This window comes from Enterococcus sp. 12C11_DIV0727 (assembly GCF_002148425.2).
Classification (GTDB): Bacteria; Bacillota; Bacilli; order Lactobacillales; family Enterococcaceae; genus Enterococcus_L; species Enterococcus_L lemimoniae.
Genome location: NZ_CP147248.1, coordinates 26,153 through 52,178, shown reverse-complemented (window position 1 = coordinate 52,178; position 26,026 = coordinate 26,153). Strand labels below are relative to the sequence as shown.

The 26,026-nt window shown below is 29.8% G+C and carries 24 protein-coding genes and 1 pseudogene; 2 read left to right on the top strand and 23 right to left on the bottom strand.

The genetic code is table 11. From position 1 onward, the window contains the following. Positions 1 to 985: 985 nt before the first annotated feature. From A5866_RS00245 to A5866_RS00140, 22 genes and pseudogenes are all read right to left on the bottom strand, one after another. Positions 986 to 1,849 carry an ABC transporter ATP-binding protein gene (locus tag A5866_RS00245; protein ID WP_339099730.1) on the bottom strand — a complete coding sequence of 288 codons (864 nt, stop codon included), beginning with the start codon at positions 1,847 to 1,849 and terminating at the stop codon, positions 986 to 988. A gap of 54 nt (positions 1,850 to 1,903) precedes the next feature. Next, on the bottom strand, positions 1,904 to 2,242 hold the full coding sequence (locus A5866_RS00240) for a DUF2178 domain-containing protein (RefSeq protein ID WP_339099729.1): 339 nt from the start codon (positions 2,240 to 2,242) through the stop codon (positions 1,904 to 1,906). Beyond that, positions 2,232 to 2,474, bottom strand: a complete 243-nt coding sequence (locus A5866_RS00235; RefSeq protein WP_339099728.1) for a helix-turn-helix transcriptional regulator — start codon at positions 2,472 to 2,474, stop codon at positions 2,232 to 2,234. Before A5866_RS00235 ends, A5866_RS00240 begins: the two co-directional genes overlap by 11 nt. 157 nt (positions 2,475 to 2,631) lie before the next feature. After that, a complete protein-coding gene (locus A5866_RS00230; protein ID WP_086444714.1) occupies positions 2,632 to 3,717 on the bottom strand; it encodes an alcohol dehydrogenase catalytic domain-containing protein in 1,086 nt (361 codons plus the stop codon). A gap of 3 nt (positions 3,718 to 3,720) precedes the next feature. Continuing rightward, positions 3,721 to 6,483, bottom strand: a complete 2,763-nt coding sequence (gene lanM, locus A5866_RS00225; RefSeq protein WP_339099727.1) for a type 2 lanthipeptide synthetase LanM — start codon at positions 6,481 to 6,483, stop codon at positions 3,721 to 3,723. A 2-nt stretch (positions 6,484 to 6,485) separates the two neighbouring features. Next, positions 6,486 to 8,645: a peptidase domain-containing ABC transporter gene (locus A5866_RS00220; protein ID WP_339099726.1), complete on the bottom strand. Its 2,160-nt coding sequence runs from the start codon at positions 8,643 to 8,645 to the stop codon at positions 6,486 to 6,488. 1 nt (position 8,646) lies between these two features. Next, positions 8,647 to 11,568: a type 2 lanthipeptide synthetase LanM gene (gene lanM, locus A5866_RS00215; protein WP_339099725.1), complete on the bottom strand. Its 2,922-nt coding sequence runs from the start codon at positions 11,566 to 11,568 to the stop codon at positions 8,647 to 8,649. A gap of 25 nt (positions 11,569 to 11,593) precedes the next feature. Beyond that, on the bottom strand, positions 11,594 to 11,791 hold the full coding sequence (locus tag A5866_RS00210) for a class II lanthipeptide, LchA2/BrtA2 family (protein ID WP_086444717.1): 198 nt from the start codon (positions 11,789 to 11,791) through the stop codon (positions 11,594 to 11,596). Between the two features lie 23 nt (positions 11,792 to 11,814). Beyond that, positions 11,815 to 12,009 carry a plantaricin C family lantibiotic gene (locus tag A5866_RS00205; RefSeq protein ID WP_086444718.1) on the bottom strand — a complete coding sequence of 65 codons (195 nt, stop codon included), beginning with the start codon at positions 12,007 to 12,009 and terminating at the stop codon, positions 11,815 to 11,817. Positions 12,010 to 13,271: 1,262 nt separating this feature from the next. Continuing rightward, positions 13,272 to 13,791: pseudogene (locus A5866_RS00200) on the bottom strand (recombinase family protein); the annotation flags it as partial. Positions 13,792 to 13,998: 207 nt separating this feature from the next. After that, the gene (locus tag A5866_RS00195) at positions 13,999 to 14,601 is read right to left on the bottom strand and encodes a recombinase family protein (RefSeq protein ID WP_339099724.1); all 603 of its coding nucleotides are present in this window, start codon (positions 14,599 to 14,601) and stop codon (positions 13,999 to 14,001) included. Between the two features lie 16 nt (positions 14,602 to 14,617). Next, complete coding sequence (locus A5866_RS00190) at positions 14,618 to 15,433, bottom strand: AAA family ATPase (protein ID WP_086444720.1); 816 nt, start codon at positions 15,431 to 15,433, stop codon at positions 14,618 to 14,620. Then, positions 15,426 to 16,871 (bottom strand): Mu transposase C-terminal domain-containing protein, encoded by a 1,446-nt coding sequence (locus tag A5866_RS00185; RefSeq protein ID WP_086444721.1) that lies wholly within the window; start codon positions 16,869 to 16,871, stop codon positions 15,426 to 15,428. Before A5866_RS00185 ends, A5866_RS00190 begins: the two co-directional genes overlap by 8 nt. Further along, positions 16,858 to 17,442, bottom strand: coding sequence for a recombinase family protein (locus tag A5866_RS00180; protein WP_176332574.1), 585 nt, complete (start codon positions 17,440 to 17,442; stop codon positions 16,858 to 16,860). The genes A5866_RS00185 and A5866_RS00180 overlap by 14 nt, the downstream gene beginning before the upstream one ends. A gap of 241 nt (positions 17,443 to 17,683) precedes the next feature. Continuing rightward, positions 17,684 to 18,367 (bottom strand): hypothetical protein, encoded by a 684-nt coding sequence (locus A5866_RS00175; RefSeq protein WP_339099723.1) that lies wholly within the window; start codon positions 18,365 to 18,367, stop codon positions 17,684 to 17,686. Then, positions 18,351 to 18,791, bottom strand: coding sequence for a CHAP domain-containing protein (locus A5866_RS00170; protein ID WP_339099722.1), 441 nt, complete (start codon positions 18,789 to 18,791; stop codon positions 18,351 to 18,353). The genes A5866_RS00175 and A5866_RS00170 overlap by 17 nt, the downstream gene beginning before the upstream one ends. A gap of 550 nt (positions 18,792 to 19,341) precedes the next feature. After that, positions 19,342 to 19,956, bottom strand: a complete 615-nt coding sequence (locus tag A5866_RS00165) for a CPBP family intramembrane glutamic endopeptidase (RefSeq protein WP_339099721.1) — start codon at positions 19,954 to 19,956, stop codon at positions 19,342 to 19,344. A 9-nt stretch (positions 19,957 to 19,965) separates the two neighbouring features. Further along, positions 19,966 to 20,433 carry an LMxysn_1693 family intestinal colonization protein gene (locus A5866_RS00160; RefSeq protein WP_422389666.1) on the bottom strand — a complete coding sequence of 156 codons (468 nt, stop codon included), beginning with the start codon at positions 20,431 to 20,433 and terminating at the stop codon, positions 19,966 to 19,968. Positions 20,434 to 20,977: 544 nt separating this feature from the next. Further along, positions 20,978 to 21,082 carry a putative holin-like toxin gene (locus tag A5866_RS00155; protein WP_086282031.1) on the bottom strand — a complete coding sequence of 35 codons (105 nt, stop codon included), beginning with the start codon at positions 21,080 to 21,082 and terminating at the stop codon, positions 20,978 to 20,980. Positions 21,083 to 21,195: 113 nt separating this feature from the next. Next, entirely contained in the window at positions 21,196 to 21,921 is a 726-nt protein-coding gene (locus A5866_RS00150) for a DNA/RNA non-specific endonuclease (RefSeq protein WP_086444724.1), read from the bottom strand. 19 nt (positions 21,922 to 21,940) lie between these two features. Continuing rightward, positions 21,941 to 23,395: a relaxase/mobilization nuclease domain-containing protein gene (locus tag A5866_RS00145; RefSeq protein WP_254907564.1), complete on the bottom strand. Its 1,455-nt coding sequence runs from the start codon at positions 23,393 to 23,395 to the stop codon at positions 21,941 to 21,943. A gap of 327 nt (positions 23,396 to 23,722) precedes the next feature. Further along, positions 23,723 to 24,703, bottom strand: a complete 981-nt coding sequence (locus tag A5866_RS00140; protein ID WP_339099720.1) for a hypothetical protein — start codon at positions 24,701 to 24,703, stop codon at positions 23,723 to 23,725. 257 nt (positions 24,704 to 24,960) lie between these two features. On the opposite strand from A5866_RS00140, the gene A5866_RS00135 reads away from it, so the two are divergent. After that, complete coding sequence (locus A5866_RS00135; RefSeq protein ID WP_086444725.1) at positions 24,961 to 25,326, top strand: DDE-type integrase/transposase/recombinase; 366 nt, start codon at positions 24,961 to 24,963, stop codon at positions 25,324 to 25,326. Beyond that, positions 25,311 to 25,571, top strand: coding sequence for an integrase core domain-containing protein (locus A5866_RS17030; RefSeq protein ID WP_086444726.1), 261 nt, complete (start codon positions 25,311 to 25,313; stop codon positions 25,569 to 25,571). Before A5866_RS00135 ends, A5866_RS17030 begins: the two co-directional genes overlap by 16 nt. Positions 25,572 to 25,605: 34 nt before the next feature. Here the strand turns inward: A5866_RS17030 and A5866_RS00130 are convergent, their stop codons facing one another. Continuing rightward, a complete protein-coding gene (locus tag A5866_RS00130) occupies positions 25,606 to 26,016 on the bottom strand; it encodes a hypothetical protein (protein ID WP_339099719.1) in 411 nt (136 codons plus the stop codon). Between the last annotated feature and the right edge of the window lie 10 nt (positions 26,017 to 26,026).

Below are 26,026 nucleotides of genomic sequence, written 5' to 3'. Positions count from 1 at the left end.
ATTTCTTCACGTTATATTTTGGTATTTTCGATATCTTAATTTTAACACTCTATCCTATCTAAACAATTATAATCCAATACTTGTATAAAATGACACTTACGATTCCTGCTACAGCACAACATATTAATCTAGAAATCCATATATTAATTATTGTTGATTCTAATATTTTATAAATATATGATGCTGATTTAGAGGATATATATATGAGTATTAACCATTTAATGATTTCTTTATAGTCCATATAAAACACAACTTTCATTTATATAATTAATCAAGGTTCTACTCTTAAACTTTTCTTAAAGACAGCCGCAAATAACACAAATATTGTTATTAAACTAATAATATATTGCAGTGGTGTAAATACATTTGATCCTACGGTAATTGGTAAATAATAGCCAGGAAAATTTTCTAATAACTTTGATAAAAAAGTATTTGGATATCCATAAACTATATTAGAAAGTAGATTAGGAATAAAAAGTAAGAAAAGTACTAATACACCATACACTGCACCACTACGAAATCCTGATAAAAATAAATAATATCCAAATAGAAAATAAATTACTATTACTAAAATTACGTCAAGTATGAATCCTAATAAAAATATTAATTTTAATTCTCCTGGTACACCTAAGTATTTAGATATAATAAATAAAATTATACCAATAATAGAAAATATTACGCCAACAAAAATAGAAATAAATATGTTACCAAGAATATAACTTAGTCTATTTTTTTAGAGTTATATATTAAGCTAATAGTGTTGTAAGAAAAATCATTATTTATTAAATAAATAGATTGTAGAACCATTGCTGTTATCCCTAACATACAATAAAAATTTGAAATATGTTTAATTGTAAATGGTGCAGAATTAACTAAAATAAAATAGCACATAATGGATGCTGGGATTATACTTACAAACAATCCTAATGGTAAATATCCACGAGTTATTAATCTTTTTAAGTTATAAGAGACATAACTTGTTATGTTAAATTTCATTCTTTTCACCACCAAATTTATCTAAATAAATATTACGAAGAGTATTTTTTTCTGTATGACAATCAATTATAAAAATATTCAACTCGTTTAATAAACGAAAAACTTCACTACTATTTAAATTTGTCTGTAATGTCAACGTATCTTGAGTTACATTAAAAACATTTCCTAATTCTTGTTTGTTGATAAACATATTTAAATCATCGTTATTGGAAAAGATAATTTGTATTAAGTTTTGTGAACTCTGGCTAATTTTTTCTTCTCCAATAAGAATACCGTTCTCTAAAAATAGAATCCTATCACAAATTACTTCTATATCTTCTAATTTGTGGCTGGAAATTAATATACCTAAATTCGTTTCCATGGCAAGTTTTTTCAGAACGTTTAATATTTCATATGATGATTCAACGTCCATTCCATTAGTAGGTTCATCTAGTACAACATAATCCGGAGAATTTAAGATAGAAATAACCACTGCTAATTTTTGCTTCATTCCTAAAGAATATTCTTTAACTTTTTGATTCAATATTTGATATAAATCTAGACTTACTAATAAGTCTTTGAAATCATTTATATCAAATTTATTTCCATAAATTGTAGAGAAATAAACTAGATGTTCTAACCCAGACATATTTGCTATTAATTTTGGATCTTCAATTAAATATCCTACTGAACTATTTATCGTAATAGATCCATTAAAGCTAAGAATATTTTTAGTTATGATTTTCATTAACGTACTTTTACCAGCGCCGTTTCTCCCAACTAATCCAATAATTTCACCTTTTTCAAAATCAAAAGATATATTATCTAATGCATTTGTGTTTTTATAAAATTTAGATACTTCATTAATATTCATATTTTTTCTCCTTACCGCTAATCAACATATTCATCCTAGAATTTTTATAAGTAATTAACGTAAATCTTGTTTGTATTTTTTAAACAAGTAAATTAAAGATATACAAAATGCTAATGCATATTTGAATAAGAATAGTATATTCTGCATATATTCTTTAGGGAAGAATAAATCACACAAGACAATGGTTACCAACATAATACAACATACATTCAAATGAATTTTTGTTGTGCGCTCATCTGTTTGTCCCAATTTTATTAATAAATATACTAGAGTAATAGAACTAATCATTACCAGTATGAACCCAATACCAATAAGTAAATTATAATTACCAATACTTTTTTCTGACCATTCATTTAAGGCCTTAAATGAAAATCCAATAAATTTATTCATCATTAATTTGTCCTCCTAAATCATATTCAAAAATCTCTGTAAGCGGCGTATTAAAAAAATTTGATATTCGAAATGCCAATAGTAAAGAAGGTACATAGTTTCCTTTTTCCATTACAAAAATTGTTTGCTTAGATACACCGACTTTATCAGCTAATTCTTGTTGTGATAGTCTAGCCAAAACTCTATATTCGTAAACTTTATTGTATATAGATTCTTCGTTCATTTTTTTTTTCATATAATCACCCTATTTATAATTAGTTAACTATGAGAAGAACGGTTTTAACACAATGTCCATAACATTTGAACCAAGTTTAAATAATTTTTCATATCTCTATTCAAATATTAAAGTAAAGTTTAATAAAAGTAAAGTTAAATGTGTTGGATTTCTGAAATTAATGGTAGATTAAAGGAACCTTACCAATTTTATTAGTGTTAAAAAATGAACGATTTATAAAATCAAGGTATTGGGTCACATCATAAGACTTATCAATTATAGGTCGCACAGAGGATTTTTCCACCAAATTTATTGCATTTTGCAAATCCGCATCTGTTCCTAAACAGTTACCTATGAATGAGATATTTTTCATGACTCCCATAGTTAGTGCCCTTCTTAAAATCGGCTCATTTTCTACAGGTGTTTTCTCAGTTAAAAGAGGATGCTGATTTAAGAGGCCACACGTTATATAAGTACCTCCAATTTGCAACAAGTTTACAGCATTTTCTATATTAATATCAAAAAAAGGATCAAAAACGTGAGTAATATTTCGCTTCATAGCTTGTAAAGATACATCTTCTAATCGTTCCACCTCGCAAGGGTATATGTATTCTTTTTCATAATCTTTCCATGAAGTAGTAGATATACATATAGGTTTTATTCCTTGTATAAGTAGCTGGCGAATAATAAAAATAGAAGTTGCAGAGCGTGCGCTGAAAACTACTGGATTACCACCCTCTTTCAAAATACCTGAGCGTCTAATCATACTGGAGGCAGTTTGTGACCCTAAAGAGAAACAAGCAGCTTCTTCAAGACTTAGATATGCTGGGATTTTAATAATTTTACTTTTGTGAATTTTTAACCATCCTAAAGATGCATAATTACTAGGTATTCCTGGTTTTAAACCATTAGGATATTCGCAGTTTGGCATGACAAAGTCCCCAACATTTAAATTTTTAACATTTTTTCCAGTCTTAATAATTTCAGCACTAAATTCTGAACCAAATGGAAAGAATAATCTATTTTCATTTTTTTCAGAAGTATAAGATTCTAATAGGATAGATTTATCTCTATAGTTACAAGAAAAATATTTTACTTTTATTAAAACATAATTATCATTTTTCGGATTATTTATATCAAAATTGGGTTGGCTTAACTCTACTAATCCAAACCAAACATCAGTAGATCCAAATTTAACTGATCCCATTTTTTTAAACTCTAAATTATTTTTACATTTAGGATTTATTGCAACTAAAGATTCCATATTTTATACCTCCATCAGTTTTTTCTGATAATCTAAAGAACTCAAATTTAGAGGAATCAAAGGGGAGCTCCCTTCATTGTACATTTTTAATAATAAAGCAGAATCAGCCATACCACTCCAACCTAAAAAATATCCAAGCAAGTAATCTCTGTGTTTTTCACCTGTATAGTAACCATTTTGGTCTATTAGTTTAAGAACAGATAACCAATACTCGTTAGCTAAAATTATATATTCAGATTTTTTTGAAACTTTATAGGCAAAAAGTAAAGATTGAAGAACACCTGATACTCCATGACAAAGTGATAAATCTAAAGGACTTTCTAGTGGAAGAATTGTAGTTTTTTTTGCCAAATCAAGTAAATTTATGTTAATTTTTAATAAAGTGGCCATTTCTATCAGTACCATTAATAATCCCGAGTTCCCGTTGCACCAACCTGCATTTTCGATAGATTCGTCAAACATAATTTCAGTTGTTTTATAAAATAGATTTTTGCATATATCTAATCTATCTAACGCATAATTTAATCTAAAATTGGTCCATAAAACACCTAGATTTCCGTGAGCTATACCTTCACTTGGTAATTTAAAGTTATAGAATTTTTCTGTAAAATAAATTATATTATCGATAGAGGTATTAGGGAAAGTAGAACTCACTAATGCAATACCTATTGGACCTAAAAAAACATCTCCATTTTCAATGTTTTCTAATTTAATTTTAGATATAGTCTTATCAAGATATTTTAGTTCTTCTTTTTCGTAGTTGAAAAGAAATTCAATAGAATTTTCTCCTGAAATAATTGATATTGGGGCGTTTGAAACTTCAGTAGAACCATAAATAGTATTTTTAAGAGAGTTGATACCTTTTAAAGCACGAATATATAATTCATTTGTTTCTATATCTTCAATGCATTTTTTATACTCTTTTAAATGATTAAGCAGAAATAAAATACCCCCAGAGTCATGTGATGAAATACAAGATATAGAATTGTAAGCAATGTTCATATCCCCATAAACACCACTTAACCAACCAATTTCAGCATTTTTAGATTTTGTAGTAATAGATTGATTTATTATTAACTTAAATAATGCGTCTGGATTTTCTATTGTTACTTCTGCTAAAGCATCAGTGAACATTTTAGCTTGTGATTTTTTAGTTAGATTATTTTCAAATTTTGCTTCATGAATCCTAATTTCAGAAAATCCTTCTGCAATTAAGCGTTTATCAATTAAAAGTGTCCGATCAGAAAGATTATTTAAAGAATGTAAGGCATTTTCTATTGGAGACAATTCAAATGTATTGGTGTCTATGTCCATCAAGTTAATTGTACGTTTATCCGACTTAATTGAAAAATAAGGAATATCCCCATTTTTTAAGGCTTTTTTTTCTTCTTCAAGTACTTTACTTGCATTTTCAGATTCTGTAAACATTTTAGATGGTTTTATATATGATAAAATTTTATCTATAGCAGAATCATCAATTAAATTTTCGGGATACAAACAGGCATCAAGCAAGAAAAAATATTGAGCAGTTGGTCTTACAATTATTCTGCTGATACAAGAAAAACTATTTAATAAACCAGCAATTTTTTCCCGATTTTCTATTACGGATTTGATGCCTTCTTCATAACCGTTAACAAAATCTTGCTGATATGGTAGGGGACTAGGGAATTTATTTTTTCCTAACATTATAGGAGCTAGATCTCTAGAAACTATAATATTTTGTTTAGATATATCTACTGCATCGGTTCCTGGATTGGTCAGAATGAAACATAATTCTTCTGTTTTTTGCGGGTAAGATGTATTAATAGCACCAATTAAAATATTATGTGGTGCTACCATTAACTTAGCTGGAATTATACAAGTGTTAGCAATAGAATTAGAAAGTTCATTATTTAATACGTCCCATATAGAGTTTTCATTAATTACTTCATGAGATGGTTTTAAACTAGTTTCTAAATCAATGAAATATGGTGTAGTGCCGTTAAAAATAACATTTTCATCATGTAAATCGGTGGAACCAATACTTCTAAATACAGCTGCACAAAGCCCCAAATTATAATAAGCTTCTGATAAATCTGCTTCATCTATAAACGTATGAGAAATGAATTTTTGCCAACCATAACTATTTCGACATATTGTTTTAGCAATTGGCGTGTTATTTTTGAGCCCTTGAAATCTTAAAATATTAGAAAATAATAAGTCAATAAATTGATCTATTTCTAGAGAACGTGGCTTATATAAAATTTTTTCATCATTTGAAAATTCAAAACATAAAACGATTTTTGAACCATTATGTGGATCAGAATCTAGTGAATTTATAGCAGTTAAAAAAGAGTTCCCACTAATCATTCCACTAGCATTTAATTGAGCTCTATCTTCCTTGAAATTTTCGCATACCGTTATAATATATGAGCTAGTATTATCAATAACTGTGTTAATAATTTTTCTCAAAAAATCGTATTTGTTTAACCATAATTGAATCATTTGTTTATCTATTTTCTGTAAGAATAGATCAAATACAATAGAAGAATTTGGATTAGCAGGCATATTTAATTCTTTACGAAATTCGTGAAATTCATAAATAAATGTTTTTTGAACGACTCTACTTATATGGTAATCTAACAAAGAATGAAAGCATCTTATAAAAACGTCAGTTTCTTTTTCTTGAAACGTTTCAGTATTTTTTTTTAAGGTATTATGTGTATTTTCAACTACATCTTTATAGATATTTTCTATAATTTCAACTATTTTATTATCTTTATGCACAATTATTTCCCCTTTTCAATTACCGTATTAAATAAGTCCTTATAGTCCCCAAGCTGGTGTACTAAATCATTATGGTGACCAGTTTGTACAATTTCTCCGTTTCTAAGAACGATTATTTTGTCAGCATTTAGAATTGTTTCAAGTCGATGAGCAATTACTATTTTGGTACACTCTAGCTTAGATAATTCTGTATATACTGAATTTTGAGAAATATTGTCTAGTGATGATGTGGCCTCATCCATGATTAATATTTTAGGATTTTGAAGAATTGCCCGTGCTATGTGAATTCTTTGTCTTTGTCCACCAGATAAATTTGCTCCCATCTCAGAAATCACAGTATTGTATCCCATCGGCAGATCAGAAATAAAAGATAAAAATTCTAAATTACTACATAATTCAATTATTTTTTCTTCACTTAATTGACTTCCTAATTTTAAATTTTCTATTATTGTACGATTATGCAAATGAGCCTCTTGAGGAATATAACTGATCGATTTTCTTAACTGATCAAGATTATATCGTTCGAAATTAATATCCGAAAAATATATATTTCCTTTAGTAGGTTCAAATAAACTACTACAGATTTTAGCTAGTGTTGTTTTTCCTGACCCCGAGACACCTACAAAAGCAACTGTTTCTCCATTCAATATTTTTAAATTAATATTTTTCAAAGCTGGTTTCGTATCAGAAGTATATTGAAAATACAAATTATTTATCGAAAGACTTCCAGTCGTCATAATATGGTTACTTTTAACACTCGATTCTTTAGGATAGTCAAATATATCCTCAGATAACTCAATATATCTTTCCACTACCATAATGTTTGAAAGAGTACTGAATATTGTATTTGAATAATTAAATAACATTCCAACAGTCGATTGAATAGCTATTACTTGACCTAATGATAATGTGCCTAATGTTTCTTGGTGTAAACTAATAACAAGGATGATTAAAGGGAAAATAGTTTGCATTCCATATAAGACGGATCCGACAACACCTTGTTGAATATACATCCTTTTTGAAGAAGCGGATAAAAGTTTCGTAAACTTATCCTTCCAATCAGAAAAATAAGACTGTACATAGCCGCCTAACTTCACACTATTTATAGAAGCTAGAGCATCTAATTGGATGCTCTGAACATTAGACCCTTCACGCAATTCTTTATCTGTTGCAGAGTCTACGTATTTTTGAGTTATAATCAAAAATAAAAACATTGAAATTATTAATATGATGATAATAATTCCCAGATTCCAAGAACTCCAAAAAATATATCCAAGTATTACAATACTACTAATTATATCCAGAAAAGTTTGTACCAAAGTAATTCCTAATACATCTTGAATTCTAGTTAATGAATTCAATCTAAAAATAACTTCCCCAGGAGATCGTACTGTAAAAAATTTTGCAGGTAATGATAAGGTATGTGCAAAAGCTCCAACTAGTAAATGCCAATTGAATTTGTAACTAATTTTAATCGACAGATAACTTCTGAAAGAATTTATACCAATCACTATTATCATTACTAATAGTAGCAATTTTATTATATTTCCAAATGATATAGAATTTAAATAACTGCTCTTATCTATCAATGATTGTGTAAATATAGGAATAGATAAAGTCATAATTACTAAAATAATACTAGTCATTAGTAAACCTATATAGAGATTAATCATATTAGACGGCCAAATGTAACCTTTTTTCCAAGTGTCTAGTTTATTTTTTTGTACTTTTTCAAAATCTTTATTGGGTTTAGCTACTAAAATATACTGAGAAAAATCTTTTTGAAATTCATTAATAGATATTTTTATTCTTCCAACTGACGGGTCCATAATAATGACATATTTTTCACTGAAAAATTCTATACATACAAAATGATATCCTTTCCAAAAAGCAATTACTGGAAAATCTACAACTTCAAAAGCTCTCAAGTCTTTGACTTTATAAGTTTGAACATCCATTCCCATATGAATTAATAACTCTTTCAATTGAGCTAATCCTAGTCCATCTCTTCCAGGTTCTTTTATTTGTCTAAGATCAGTAAGTTTTTTTTGACATCCATAAGCTTCTAAAATAGTTCGTACACAGCATAAGCCACATTCAGTTTGAGCTACCTGAATAGTAGGCTTTAATTTTCTTTTATTTTTAAAAACAAAACTTTTCATTTTATAGACCTAATATTAAAGGCGATATTTTCAAGTCACTATTTACTAGTTTACATAAATGTAATAATGCCCCTGATTTTCCTGACATTAAGCCTGGGCTTAGTGTATATCGTCCTTTCCCTTCTTTAAAATATTCATATATATATGTCGGGGAACAGAATGTTTCTTTTAAAGTGCTTATTAATATTTTTGTTTCTTCTGAAAAAGATTCGTTAACATATTCTAAAGAAGTGAGAACACCCAAACTACCATGGCAAAGTACAGGAACACATGAAATTGGTATAGATTTTAACTGATTTATAATAGATATTACTGATTTTTTGGGTAATGCATCCGCTTTATAGGCTTCATAGTAGGCAATTAGCAACCCTGATAATCCGTTGCACCATGAAGAGGACACATGCTCATTTTGTTCGGTTAAGTAAGTTTCAATTAAACCTTCTTTATTTGTGTAATTCTCTCTAATAGTATTATCCAAATCAGTAATTAATTTTTTTATTTTATCATCTTTCATTCTTTGATTAATTATAGAAAAAAACCATAGTAAGTGTCCTAGTCCGTGTGCAACTCCAGAAGTCATATTATCATCAAATGTGTTCATTTTTTTATAGGCTAAATCAACACATTTATCTATAAATTCTTGTTTTGGTTGGAAAGTGTCTTGAATCTGTAATCGCATTATAATTGCGCCACTTTTTCCATTAATCATATCAAAAAAGTTATTTTCAACAGTTTCTAAGTCTATACTTAAAAGTTCCCAAGAGTTAATAGCAACGTTTTTCCAACGTGCATTTTTTGTGATAACACCTGCTTGATACATTGCCCAAAGTAATCCAGAAATGCCTGAAAAAGCTCCAGTACCTGATAATAAAACGTTCCTTAGTTCAAAACTTTTATTTTCGAGGATTTGAGCAGATTTTTCAAATATATCATTTGAAATATTTTTAGCATCAGCATCAGAAAACTGATCACCTAAAATAGATAACACTAGTGCAGGACCTATTCTTCCACTATATAAATCATATCCTAAAACTCCGGGAGTCCATCCATTATTTCCGTTCTTAGCTACCGCACCTACCCAAGTTTTTGGTAAATGTTCATATCTATCATCAAATACTGAATTTAATAAATCTCTAGAAAACCATTTAATTATTTTACTAGTTTCTGCAATTTTTTTTATTTCATTACTTTTTTTCTCTATAACTTTTTGATTGACATTTTCTAGCTCTTCTAACTTTATTTTTCCTTCGGCATGAGGATCTGCTAATTTAGCAACAAACGCTAATTGTATAATTTTTTGTTGATTAATCAAATCCTTTTGTGATATTTTTTCCATCTTGCGCATGAACTCAGATTGTGGACTATTTTTAACTGTTGATATAATCTCATTATTACAATAAATTTCTACACTATCAAAATTTATTGTAAAATAAGGAATATCTCCCTTCCACAATTGATTACATTCTGATTTAATAATATTTTTATCACTGGTCATACTTAAAATTCCAATTCTAGATAATAAGGAATGGGCTGTATCTATATTTTTTGAAGGTTCTGTTGCTGTCAAAACTCGTAATATTTGCTCATATCTATAGGTCATGTTATGAATATAACGAAGTTTTGAATCTTTAAAAGAGGTTATTACTTCTTTAATAAAAGAATCTTTATTTTTTAGTATTAATAAGTATAGATTAGTAAAACCATCGACAACTTTAGCACAATTTTGATATATTTTTTTTTCATATTCTGAGTCATTTATGAGGTCTTCAGAAACTGGGTCTGATTTATGCCATACAACTTTAATTTTAGAATTAAATCCGTTGATTAATTCAAAAGTTTTAAAAGGGCTAACACTATTTTTATCTCTAATTCCAGTGAAACCAACATCAACTGAATCATTTTTGTTTTTACCGCTAATAGAAATTGGAAGTACTCCAGTACCATAAACAGACTTTTCTAAAGAGTTATAAGCACTATTGCTAGATTCCGGTATACCTGTTCTGTTTCGTGACGGGTGGAATAGCGTTTCAAGATCTATTGGTAAAGGCCCTTTATGTGTCCATAAGATATTACTATAATGCATATCCGACGCATTTAATAAGTACATCAGACACGCAAGTTGACCAGCTTTATACATATCAATCTGAGTTTCGTCACTAGTTTCAAAGGAGGTAAAACCATAATATCCGCAATTAATCACGTTTAACATAGGTAGATTCAAATCGAGTTTATGATTAATAGCCATAATTAATTTGGTGTATCCATCTTCTCCAGAAACAGAACGTGGTTTATAGATAATTTTTTGTTTGTCTTCAAAATAAACAATTGATACCGATGATCCGTCATTATGCGTATCACCATCTGCTTCCACATACACTATTTTTAAATCTCTATTAATATTAAATTTTTTCTCAATATCGATTCTGTTTTGCTGTATTCTATTGACAGTATCAACAATAGAGTTTATTCTGTTTGTTATTAAGTTAGTACACCTATTCCAAGTAACAAAATAAGTCTCAGAAAATTCTTTCATCTTATTTGTTTTTAGTATGTCATTATAAAATAAATACGAATTTTCTAAATCGACATTTTGTAACAATTTTATACCTTCAGAAAATCCTCTTATCATATAAGAGAAAGCTACTTGCGATAAATCATCGCAAATAGCTTCTTTGAAAGATAATGAATTGTGAATATAGGCGTCTAATTTGTTATTCCAAACTTTATCCCAAATTTCGCTAGTAATGGACATACATATATTGTAATATGGATACTTTTCTTCTGTTTTATAACTTACTATAGTTGGTAGCTCAACTATTTTTTTTAAATTTAATTTTTCAATATAATGAATTATGGGTAAGATATGTTCATTATAATCTTTTATCTCCAATTCGGGATAAACTTTTTTATTGTAGACAACCATCTATTCACACCTCACATTCATTTTATTAACAAGCTCTCGTACAAACGCTTGTAGGACATGTTTTATCAGAAACCCAACCAGAAATGGCGATAGAAATAGGGATAGTAATTGTTGGTGTTCCTCCTCCTGTAACTTCATCGTCTGTCAAAGAAATTAAATCTTCCTCTAAGTATTTCCCCAACTCTAAATTAACATTTGATTCACTTTGTTTGTCATTATTCATTATAAAATCTCCTTTCAATAAAATTATTTACACCAACCCATACATTCGTGTGTAGCTGTACACCAATTCCCTTTGTTTCCCCAGTAATCACTTAATGAGAACGTATTAGTAGTACAAGCACCAAAAACGTCATCATCGAATGACTGATCGGCTACTTCTTCGAACCAAGTAACTTGTTCATTACTAAGCAAAGTTTCTTTGTTTTCTTCATTACGCATAAAGTTCACCTCCTTAAAATTTAAGTATTTGTCACCCAAATTTATAGAAACTGTCAGCACTAAACTGGTAAATTAATTTACTATAATTTATGAAAGCGCTGATTCGTATCTAACTCTAATTAATTTTGAAAATATATCTGTTGTGTTAATGAAAATTCTTTATCATTTGTGGAACACTCGAAATAAAAAATTAAATATCTCATCCATTTAATTCATCTTTTTTCTTTATATTTGTAGTATTAGGCTACTATAACAGCAGTACGGATAATATATTCGATATAACATGATAAAATAATTTTTATTATACAAAAAAATTAAAGATTCAGTAATATCTCTTCATCAGATTGGCTGGTCTGCTAACTCATTATCGAAAGAACGAGTATCAATGATAGAAAATAAGTAATTAAATGCGAAAATAGAAATCTTAAAAAGTGAGGATGTGCTTTTTGTCAAAGCATTAGTCACAAAATGATAAGCAACTATCTTACAAGTATTTTGTTTTTCTTTAGAGTCAAAGTACCTCATAATAAGAATTTTATTCATATAATAGAGTTTAAAGAACCACTTCTTATGAATACTTGGACTGGATTTCAAGCAATTTATGCAGCGATGAAGGTAGAAATAAAAAGTGCTAAGGTCTTAGCTGTATCCCTTAATATAAAGGCATCCAAAAATAAAATTGTAAATTTTCAATCATTTCAAATACTTGACGAAGCGATTTTTTAACTGAGTACAAAATTCGTTGTTACAATAAAATTGAAATCTCTTGTAATATTAATCCTTAGAAAATATACTTTTCAATACAATACTATAAAAGTAGGTATTGATAATGTTATTTAAGCATACTTTTTAATGAATAATTTATAAACCAAGAGATTCAATTATCCCTCAACATTAAAATCCACATTATTTTTCTTATTTTTTATACCTGTCAACGATTTCTTTAATACTTTTATTCATAATTTTAGAACACAAAGACTTTTTTTTATTATATCAAATGTAATATATAAGATAAAATGTGAATTCACATATTTTTTACAACTTGATTATTGTTAATAAAGAGCATTACTCAATTTTTAATTACTTCTTTGGTTATCTAGTACCATATAAACTTCTATTACAAATTTTTCCGAAAAGTAGAATATTGGATCTAGGTCAATATCTTGAACACATTTTTGTAGAGATATTGACCTATGTCCATTATGATAGATATATTTTGATATGAGTTTTAATACTAATAAGGTAAAATATTCCATTTTATTATATATAGTCCTTCTGCTAACACCAGTCTTTTTTACTATCTCTGTTTTTGAGTAACCTTTTTTAAGTAAATCTAATATTTTAAAATAGATTACTCGCTTTTGAATATTTTGAGAATCCTGTGTGTATTATGTTTTTCGTCCTTTGTATATTCCTTTTTCTTTTGCACTTTTGCCTTAATCGTATTTTCTCCTTTTCGTTTTGAGCGATATAACTTAGCAAAGACAAAAAAATATCAAACATTGCTTTATCAATTAATTCATTCCCTGTATTAAAATTTAAAAAAGGAGCGTCTAAAAATTGAACTTTGACCCCTTTACTTTTTAGAGATACTAACGTTTCCTTGATTTCGTCATAATCTCTCCCTAAACCTCCTAATGATTCAAAATATATTGTATCGTCTTTACGAACATAATTTAGCATTTTTTGAAGTTCCGGACGATTCATATTTTTTCCGGACATTTTATCCTGAAAAAAAATATCTAAATTAAGTTTCTCCATTTCGACAATTTGCCGATCCAGATTTTAGTCTACAGAAGAAACTCGAATATATCCTATTTTTGCCATTTTTTACCTGATTTAAAATTTAAGTAAAGCACATGTAAAATGTACACTAAAAACAGCTTGTCAATTTCCTTTTTAAATGGCGATGTTTTTGCCTCGATAAATGGCGGTTTATAGTTTAAGTTTATTTATTCAAATAGTTTAAGCTGGAAAAAGAACTGGAATTTAACTTTCCAGTTCTTTCTTTATTCTATAAATAGTCATACGGTTTGCCCCAGTCATATTTTGAATGGACGTGGTTGGAACCCCCTTTAAGATTAAATCCTTGATCTGAAAATAAACTGTTCGATTTTCTGGATTTGAAGTTGTTTTGGAATACTTTGCTTGCCTTCCTTTATAGACTTTCTTTTCTTTTGCTCGCTGAATTCCTTCTAGTTGCCGCTCTTTATTCCAAACTTTTTTTATTCTCGGAATTTCCTCTAAAAGATCAACGAATAATTGAAACCCTAGTTCATTAAACTGCTGGTTTTCAGTATGAAAGTTCAAAAATTCTGCATCAATAACTTTCAACCGAGCCTTTTTTGAATGAATGGCAATGACTCGATCACGAATTTCTTTATTATTCTTGCCTAAATGATCCAGAGTTAAAAAAATAACCTCGTCTCCAGGCTGAATTAGTTCTAACATATGTTGAAATTCAGTTATTTCTACGTCTTTATTAGAGGTCGAATCGATAAATATTTTTTCAACCGTTAATTTTTCTAATTGATTCTTTAACTCTGGAAGTTGGGATTTGTTCATGTATAGCGCCAAATAACCTAGTTTCATTTTGTCTCCCTCATTTCTATCTTAATCCTAGTACAAGGCTGTCTCTTGCAGCTTCGACGACTTCAACTGTAATGGATTGTAATTGATTAATCTCTAAAATTCGATCGATTTGAGCAAAAAGCCGGTGAATTAAACGAAAATTACCACCAGTAATCTTTATAATACTAGTAATTGCTTCGTAATCAGAAAAGTCTTCTAATTTTATTGGAATACCTAATTCAGACCATTTATACTCTAAAATATGGTGTGTTTCGTCTTTACTTAATTTGTCGAATTCATGGGAAAAACCAATTCTAGAATAGAGTTGCGGGTGACGTGATAATCTTTTTTCTATCCCAGGCATGCCTACAAAGGTCATTGCTAAATCATTTTGATCATAAATATCTCTCAATTGTTCTAAATGCTGCACCTTTAAGCGATCTATTTCATCGACAATGATTAATTCTACCCCTTCAAGATCTCCAATACTGCTAGAATTAATATCACTGTTTGTTATTTTAGCTTGATAGATTGCTTTTCCATAAGATAATTTGTATCCTAGTTCTCTAATATCTCCACTTATTTTAGTTGCTTTCTCAGCTGGCGTTGTGCAAAAAAGTTTATTTGCTACTAGGATTTCGTCTGTTACAGACTCTTCTATTTGTGAAAGTAGTCTATAATCTAACAGTTTTCCAAATGTATTCCAGTTTGTATAGTGACGAGAGGATAACGTTTTTCCAACGCCAGGAGAGCCATAACAAACACCAATGTATTTATATTTAATACATGCATCACAAAATTCAGCAAAGCGTTTATATTCTTTTGTTTCGATAAACTGATTCGTATTAGTCATTAAAATATCTCTTCAATTTGGATTTTTTGTCTTTCCTGTTCTTTTTGGCAGGTTCTTTCGCTTTTTCTTCTAATAGAGTATCTGCAACAGATTTGATTTCTGATACTTGATTTTTAAGCTGTTGTTTTCTTTTACTTCTAGCAGCAACAATATCTTTAATATCCACTGTCACATCTGATAGCTCTGGGGAAATGGCTGTAGATGGGTATTTATTTTGAAAAAATACTCTTACTTCAGCCAAATCTTGAGGATTATAACGAATTTGGACAAATTCACCTACATAGGCTGACAAATTAGTGTTTATGTAACAAAAGCCTTGAAATCGGATACCATCAGAATGAACTTTTCGAGATTTAGAGACATGCAACAGTAGTAAGTCTAAATCTTCTAAACTTTCAGGCATTTGTGGTAAGAATCCGGATCTATTCCAATTATTAACTGGTGTTTTTTGAGTACTCGAATGAATCCTATGGTTATAGTCATAAATCAAAAAATACTCAATTTTCTTCTCTAATTCCTGAATAGTTAACAGTTTTTCTGTGGTTCGATTCTTTGTGTATCCTGGTAAACTTTCTAACAATAGTTGATTTATACTTAAGAAAAAACGTTCGATTTTCCCTCTACCTCTGGGAACTCCTTTTTTAGAAAATACTAATCGAATTTTTAAATCCATTGCAACCTGTTCTAAATGCCTGGAAGTAAAATCACTTCCGTGATCTGTATAAAATATTTCAGGTATCCCACAAATGGGCCATTCAGAATTTTCTTTCCTCCATATTGCTTGGTGCAACATTAACGCGGTATAAATAGCTGAAGGTGCATCAAAAGAAATAAAGTACCCAGCTATTGCTCGGCTATAATCATCCATGATCACCGATAACCAAGGACGTCGCCGTTGCATTTTTCCATCCAATACTTCAATGTCCAGCAATGTATGATCTGCTTGCCAAAATTCATTTGGTTTCTCTGCTTCTCTAATATAAATCAAGTCGTATTTTTCTGAATAAGACTTTACTCCATGGTGAGCTAGTTCAATAATTGAATTAGGCATACTTTTAACAATTCTATAGACTTGCTTATAACTTGAAACAGGTAAGCTTTGTTGATTACATTGCGCACTGACTTTCCGATGAATAGTAGCAATACTAATTCGTCGATAATTTAATCGCGTATTCTCAATCAACGATTGTACAGTAGTATCGACTTTCGTAGATCCAGAATCTGATCGAGGACTTCGAATCAAACCAGATAAACCATACTTTTGATATCCGTTTTTCCAGCGTTGCAGTGTTCTTAGCGGAATAGTTGTTTCATTAGAGATACGTGATAAAGATACCTCCCCTATAATATTGGGTTTAATGATTTTATAGATATCTACAGCAGCAGCTCGTTGTTCATCATTAAAATAGCTTAATGGTTCATAGTCACTTCGTTTCATGATTCTTCTCCATTTTTTCTAAATAGCGATAAACTGTTGTCCGAGAAATGTTCCATTTGTCCGCAATGGTTTTAATTGGTGTACCGTTATCTACTAAAGTCTTCAGTAATTTTAAATCTTGTTGTGTAAGTTTTTCAGGTCTGCCACCAAAACGTCCCCTTGCTCTGGCAGCTGCTCTTCCAGCTGCTGATCGTTCCAAGATTAAGTTTCGTTCAAATTCGGCAAAGGCTGCAAACAAATGAAAGATCAATTGACCAGTAGAACTGGATTTATCCATGGTGATATTTTCTTGTGTACTATGAAAACTCACACCTTGATCATTCAATCGATTAACTAAAGAAATTAAATCCTCCATATTTCTCCCTAATCGATCTAATCGCCAAACAACAATTTTATCTCCGGCACGTGCATACTCGATCGCAGCTTCTAAACCAGGACGTTTGCTTTTCGAACCGCTCAAATGATCTGTAAAGATTTTTTCACAACCATATTTTTTTAGGCTGTCTTCCTGAAGATCCAAATTTTGTAATCCAGTTGATACTCGTGCATAGCCAATATTCAAAATGACCAACTCCTTTCCACTTGATTGTACCATATCTTCAATTAATACAATTAATTGAACATAGATTTTGTTACGGCTTTTTGAACACTATATAGTCAAAAATTAGAACAAAATACGTGAAAAAAAGAAGTGTCCAGAAAATGGTCATTTTCTGGACACTTAGTTTTTACTTCAGTATAACTTTAATTGCAAATCCATCTTCTAATTTAATTAATTTTGAACTTGTACATAATGATATTAATTGTAATAATTACTGCGGAGTGGACAGTAAATCACTTTCGTAGAACCATTGATCTGATTCTTGAACCTTATATATTCTGATACTATTCCATTCTTTTTTAATATATCTCATATCTTCAATCATTAATTCTCTTTCTCGATCTTCTTTACTGATGTCTTTACTACCGTAATAGAAATAAGCAGATTCTTTAATTTGCACAGAAGTATCTGTAGATATAATTTTATACGGGCTCGTTTGTACTTCTAAATCTCCCTCATAAAACCATCTATTTAATCCTTGAACTTTATATATTCTGATACTATCCCATTTTTTTCTAATATCTCTAACATTTTCGATCACATACCCTTTATTTTTATCCTCTGAACTAATAGCCTTTCCATCTGAATCAAGTGCAGCATTTTGTTTTAAGACAACACTTGTTCCATTTTTTAAGTAAGGATAAGGACTAGTTTGTATCGCTACATCACCTTCATAAAGTAACTTATTTGATCCTTTAATAGTATATGCTCTTAAACTACCATATTTTTCTGGGATATCTTTATAACCAGTTATAATATACCCATTCATTTTATCGGCACTTGTTATAGCTGTTCCATCATAAAACACAGCAGCTTTATCTTTTATCATAATACTTGTTTCATTAGGAATAAGAGGAAAATTTTCTGTTTTTATATCTTTAAAATGTATATCCATCTACAGCATTTTTATTAATCCAACGTGAGTTATAATTACCATTATAATCATAGTTATATTCTTCAATAAGAACTCTATTCCCATCCACAGCTGCTACCCAAGCAACGTGAAATTTGGCACTCCAATAAGCTACAGAACCACGTTTCGGGTTCATATCAACTTTATAACCCAAACTACGTGCATTTGCTCCCCAGACATTTGCGTTCCAATTACCAGGTGGTCTCGGAATATTAAATTTGTTTGCTACACTTAACCGGTTTGCAACAAAAGGAGTACATTGTCTAACATACATCCCAAAAGAATCTGGTATCTCAGAATTCACAGGATATTTTTTCCATTTTGCTGGATAATCATCTCCAATGATGGTATCTGCTGCACTGACAGCCTTTGGCTGCCAAACGCTGCCTATGTTTAAAAGCATCATAACTAAAATCACCAATAATATTTTTTTCTTTTTCTTCATTTAATAACTTTATTTCTTACATTAAGTAAGAATAAAATTATAATTTCTAACATTATTTTCAATATATCATTTATCCGTAAACAAAGGAAGAAGAAAAATAAGAATTGTTATATTACACTTCTATAATCCAAGTTTTTTTGAAAATAGTATATTCATTTAACCAGTGATTTCTGTTGAACAGGTAGAAATCTTGATTTTCAGCATTCCCTATCTGTTCAATAAAGTGTCATCATTTTCTGCACACTTAATTTAGACTAAACAATTAATGCTTTTCCTTACCGCCATTTATCGAGGCAAAAATACCGCCATTTAAAAAGGAAATTGACAATCTGGTAACACCCGCGTTCAAAAAATGATCAATTGCCTGTACTCTATTGAACTTTTTCCTTTAAAAAAGGTATCATGATTTTCATCATGATACTTAGTGTTCTTTAAATTGGAATATAGCCTTATATCCAATATATTCTAAAATTGATTTACATTCAAAATTAACGATAGAAAGCTACAGTTATCAGTTTAATGCCAAAATATAAGCATAACCAAAAATTAAAAAGTTATATAATGAATGAGAAAATATGTTGTACCATATATTCTTTTTATAGACATAGACATAGCTTACGAATAAGCTTGAAACAAATACTGGAATAAGTGAAATCAAATTGTAATTTACACTTGCTAAATGACCACTTGAAAATAAAATACTTGAAAAAATAATCCATAAAAATTGAACGCTTGTCTTTCCTTTCAAATTTATGAAGCAATACCTATATACAAGCTCTTCTATGAAAGGAATGATTATACTTGATTGTAAAATTGCTAAGAATCCGTAAGAATAGTATTGAATTGCAACTGGCTTAGAAAGCATCATCGCATATGAAATATCTATTAGATACATTGTAAAGGTTATTATAATTACAAATCCAAACGTTTTTTTAGTAAGAGCATTTTTTAAAGTATTAATTAAATCTTGTTTAAAAAGTAAACATCCCAATACTACTAAAAATAGATTCTGAAATAGGATAATATTACTATCAAAAATATCCCAGCTTGCTCCTACAGCTGGGATAATTTTTTTAATAAAAAGATATATTACAATATAAATTATCTTGTAAATTTTTGTACTCATCAACTTTTCTTAAATTCTTTCATAATCAGTGTACGAAGTATTTGAAGTCACTGTCTTAGTATCAACATATTTGTTATCAACTTTTCTATATCTCTTATACGTTACTGTAATAGTACAATTTTGTTTATACTTTTTAAACTTTCCACTTTCAGAGTACTCATTTTTCAAGTTCACAACTGCTGGACCAGCTTTAACTGTAACGCTTATTGTAGATTTTCTATTTGTAGTATATGTACCTAAGTACGTTCTACTACCTTTTGTAATTTTATAACTCTGTGTTTTTGCCCACGTTCTCGTTTGAATACCAGAATTGTCATCAATAACATAATAAAATTCGTCATCCTCTGGAAGTAAATTTGCTGCTGTTTCATTAACATTTTCTACTTCAGCAGCCTCTGAGATAACTCCATTGCCCAAAATCCCAAATAAAAATCCACTACAAACAATACCTAAGAATAATTTTTTCAAACAAAACACTCCTTTTTTTAATTTATTTTTAATGATTGTATCATCAAACTATTTTATAGTCAATTTTTTTTTTCATATTGATCGATAATTCAGTAAAAAATACCTCTAGTTACTTGAATGGCTTCAATTTCTCATTTAATTTACATTCAAAATTATCATCGGAAAAACTACTAGTATCAGCCCTGTCATTTTTCTTTTTAAATGGCATAGATTTTATACAGATAACTGGCATAAGTTTATATTATTCGAGTATAACTGTTATTTAGTTAGGTGTTTTCAGTTATTTTGCCAAATAGCTCAAAAGAAATTGTTTCCTTTAAATTAAAATATGACAGCAGCTGCACAAGGTCACTTTTGACTATACTCTATTTTTACAAACGAGACATTTATTCAAACTATTTTTCATTAGTGGAAATTATCTAGAAAAAATGATACAATATAAAAGAAAAGAGAGATATGCTTCAACATATCCCTCTTATGTAGAACCGTTTAAGACGGTAGCAAGTTTTAATTACAAGTTGTAACCAGTTAACTCGCCAAAGTTAATGACTGGTTACTTTTTTTTGTCGTTTTTTAGCAACTTCACAATTAAACTGATTAAAGCAATGGTAAACATACCAAAGGCAAAAATCGTCTGAATTGTTTCATATGCTGACAAAAAGGCATTTCCTTTCTAAAGATTTTAGCACTTACATTCATAAGCACCACCACCTTTCAAAGATAGCCACCGTCATAACTTTTCTACTTTGCTATTATAGCATAATTTTCTTCCTAATTCTTTGTTGCTTTGCCCGTTGTATAATCAATCGTGTACCCATCCTGAATATTGAAAATATAAACATTGTAGGCAAAATCAGTTGATTCAATACTTGCTGCTTCCATTTGTACACCACGAGCTACTAACTCATCGTTAATGAAATAAGGCGTGACTCGATAACGAACATGATTCCCAGTAAGGCGAATATAATCCATGATCTGATTTTCATAGTTCAACATGTGCGGCGTGTTAAATTGCCTGATACCTGTCATAAGATTTTTCATATTGTCGTTTTCTCCGGTAAGCTGAAAGCCAATCAGGTGGCATCTATTGTAGAGCCATTGACCGTCTGAAAGTTTCTTTTGTCTCCAGGCTGTAGTTAACGGCTCTCTTGCTTCGGTTGGAAAGGATTCTTTTCCTATCAGTGCATTTGCAATCCCTACACGATTCAACTGATCTAAATCTGAAAAAGTTTGCCACACACCTTTTGACAAATTTAAATCAGCTTCAGTAAACGTTGGCCGATTATCGTTGAGGACAGCTTCTTGATTCACACCATCATATTTTATCAGCATATCTATAGCAGCTGCTTGCGTAGTGGATTGTTCCGTTCCTTCATTCCGTATATTTATAGCTTCAGTTATTGACTGTGGATCAAGTGACACTTGATCACATGCCCCAACAATCAAAAGAGGCCACAATAAAAATAGTAAGTACCATTTCGCTTTTGTTTTCTTCATTTTTCCACTCCTTCAGTTTTTATTTTTCAAAATCACCTGGTTCGCTCATTCCTTTATTTGTTGAAATGCCCATTTCAGCATCATATGTTTTCAGTTGCTTCTCGAATATTTTAACCTGCTTTTCTAGCTCATTTTTTTCTTCTCGTAGTGATTGCACTTTGGCTAACAGCTCTGTATTTTTCGAATTAAATTTTAATTTTTCGTTTGCTTTAAGCAGCTTGTCTTTTAACGCTGCTCTTGCTTCTTGTACTGCTTCAAAGTTGTCATGGAAATCTTGGCCCAATACTTTGGGTGCATTTTGACTACTTACTTGTCGGGCAGTGAGGATATTCAACGCTGAGACCATTTCCCTCACCTGCTGAATAGCTGAATTCTTTCTTTTAGGAATCAGACCACTTTCACCGGATAAGTAATTTGCCAACGAAGCACCTTTTGCAAATTTATTATTTTTGCCTGGCACTTCACTCAAAAAATAGAAGGTATCTTTATAATTGAAGTGTGCTTCATATCGGCCATCTTCACGTTGATCTAATTTGTAATCTGGAATCTTCACCACACCTTGTTCAAAACGACCATAAGCAATCTCTACATAGATACCTGTCACTGTATCTTTTTGTATTTGCCACGGCTCAATAATAAATGTAAGATCCGGCAATTCTTCTTTTTCTGCTTTTTGTTCCGCATACCTTTGAGCAATTTCTCCGACATGAAAAATAGCATCAGGATCATTTTTCCCAGTACGTTCCAGAATATTTTTTTCATTATAGATTCGTTGTTTTTTGTTCAATGTATAATCACGAGCGGGACGTTGTTGTGGCATATCCAATAATTTGTAATTAATCACTTGACCATATTCTTTTGATTTATGGTTTGGATCCACCTCAATACTCAATGCTTTTGCTTTGAGCAAGAAGTCGTCCCAACTTGTACTGTGCTTCAATAAAAAGTTCAGACGTTCTTTTAATTCAAATCGAAAAGCGTACTTTCTTCGATACTCTTGATATTTTGTATGCGAGTTTTGCTTTGCTGATTCTAGGATCATTGCCCCGTGATAGTCGGCCACTTTATCGGAATAATTTCTTAAGTGTGCAGCTGTCCCTCTTTGCCATCGGAATTTTTTTAAGTCAACACTTGACGTGGTATTGAAGATAATGTGGTTATGCAGGTGATCTTTATCTACATGTGTGGCAATCACAAATTCATAATCGCCGCCTAAAAATTCAAGTGCTGTTTGTCGGCCAATCTCATGAACTTCTTCAGATGTTAAATTATCATTGGGATCAAATGATTGAACAATGTGTCTAGCAATAACTTCCTCATTGGATTTTTTGTTTGCTTGTCCCAAGACATTTTCAGCTAGTTGTCTCGTTAAATTCATTTCAAAAAAAGCGTTGTTCACTGCATTGATTTTATAGCCAATAGTCAACGTTTGATTTTTTGTTTTTTTCCGGATCAAGAATATATTCAATTGCATGTTTCAAATTTCGTTCTTCTTTAATAGTAATGTTTTTGGGATAGGTACTTAATTGAACAAAAAGGATAGAGAATTTCTCTATCCTTAATTTATATTTGAGCAACTCTATTGAACATTCTAAAATCTTGTAACAGCAGTGTTCAAAAAATGATCAATTGACTATACCCTTTTGAACAAATTAACTAGCTATATTTCATCACCAAAAAGACACCATGAATTAATTCATAGTGTCTATAGTCTGAAAACTTAATTTGTAACAATTTAAGTTCTTTTGCATCTAAAAATTTAGTAATAATTAACATTTTTATATAGTTAAACTTCAGAAATTTAGTAATTCTTTAAATCTTTATTCATTTTTAATAACTTATCAGGATATGATATGAATTCTTTAAAGATATTAGGAATAATTTCCTCAGCAGGGGTGTCCTTTTTTTTATTAGAAAAATATATTATATCATCCTGTATACTTGGAGAAGTGATATCATGAGCTAGAGAATTTCTTAAATTTTGTTGTTCATTAGTAGGAAACTGTAATTTTTCATTAAAAATAAGATTGAATATCCTTCTTCTGCCATTATCTTTTTCTAAAGAACTTAATATTGCATCTTTTCCCAATATTTCTACAATATTATTATTAGTTGAATCCCATAAACAACCACCCTTGTATGAAAGGCTTATTTTACGCTTAAGAAGATCTGTTAAGTAGCTTTCATAAAGTGAAAAGGCACTGAATAACAAACTCTTTTTAATAAGTTCATTCTCCGTATTAATAAATGTATTGTGTATAAATTTCATGTTTTCTCTATAAGCCAAGGTAGTTTTACCATATTTTTTTTCTTCTATTATTCCGAATACTTCAGCATGTTTATCTCTTGATATTTTTGTTAATGTTAATCTCGCTTTTAAAGTATTTTGAAGACTTTCTGATAATGAACTTAAGTTTACTTTTTTCTCAATTTTAATACCAATCTGATGAGCCATATCTTTATTTTCAAAATTTTTATTATAAATATAGGGTTTTATGACAGAGGCAATCGTAACAGTTTTATCTTTATAAGGGATAAGAATTATATCATCTTTTTTTATTTTTCTAAAACGATCAAGCATATTTGCAGTTTGAGTTATTCTGATTTTTGGATATTTATCAAAATGATATTTTAATTTTTCTTTTATTCTCTCAATATTCATATCAGTTAAATCATCTACAACTGTCCAACCAATAACTATTATATTATTTTTAATACAATCTTCATACCTATCCTCTTCGCCAGGAAACAATCTAACTTCATAAATTTCTTTTTCACTCATTCTATTCACTCCTTGTATTGTCATTCATATAAAAATTCTTTGGTTGTCCATCGGATAATAAATCATCGATACACTCATATTATACTTTTTAGACAGTGAGCTCGCAGACCCACGAGTCTAGTTTAATTAAATCATAGATTTTCTAAATCCTTTTGAATATCTTGTAGTTATATTTTTTCTACATAATAAAAAATTCTATTGATAAATTATAAGAAACCAATTGTCCATATTTCTAGTATAGGAGCCTTTATCGCCTAATGAACACTATGAACGTAACTAAAATGTCTACTGTAAAACCTGTCTTTAAACCGACCGCAGGTCAGGTTTCTTTGAAACGCCCTAATCATTTGAAGCAAGCGTTTAACCCTCCTGTACCAAATCAAGTATGGACTAGTGATTTTTCTTATATTCCTGTTGGAAAAAAATCATTTGTTTATCTTTGTGTGATTTTAGATTTATTTTCTAGAAAAGTCATTGCTTGGACTGTCAGCAAAAATATTAACACTACTTTAGCTATTACAACACTAAAAAAAGCAATTAAAGTCAGAAAGCCTACGGCTTCCGTTCTTTTTCACACAGATCAAGGTTCCCAGTATACTTCAGTTGAATTCAAAAGTTTTTAGAAAATCATTCTATTATTCAATCCCTATCGAAACCTGGATATCCCTGGAACAACGCCGTAACAGAAGCTTTCTTCAAATATATGAAGAAAGAAGAACTCAACAGGAGAACCTTTTCTTCTCTTCAAGAAGTCCAACTTGCTTGCTTTGAGTATATCAAGGGATTCTACAACTCGCAGCGCCCTCATGGAACTTTAGGTATGCTTACACCAAATGAAATGGAAGATAAATACTTTGATTCTCACTAAGTATCTGCTCTTTTTGTGTCTACTTTATTGATATTTATCCAATAATCTTTTCCTTTTGAAACTTTTTTTCAATTACCTCCCCTGTCAATAAAGAAAATTTATACATATAAACCAAACGTCTTAATAAAAAACTATTTTCTTCAAAATAACAAAACTCTGTATATGGTAAAAACTGGTCTTTTATCACTATTTGTTTTTTATCTCGTAAGCAGATAATATACATCGTTCCACTTTCTGCATCGTGTATTACGATTGTATCAGTATTATAACCTGAATAAACTTGATAAATCATCAAATCTGAACATATCTCATACACATCTATTTTTTCCAAATTTTTATTGAAAATTAAAATTCCTTCATAGGAATTATTTACAATCACAAATTTTTGAGTCACAGCAAGTACATAAATATCATTATTAATTATTGGTACTGTTATTTCTCCCAACATGTTCTCC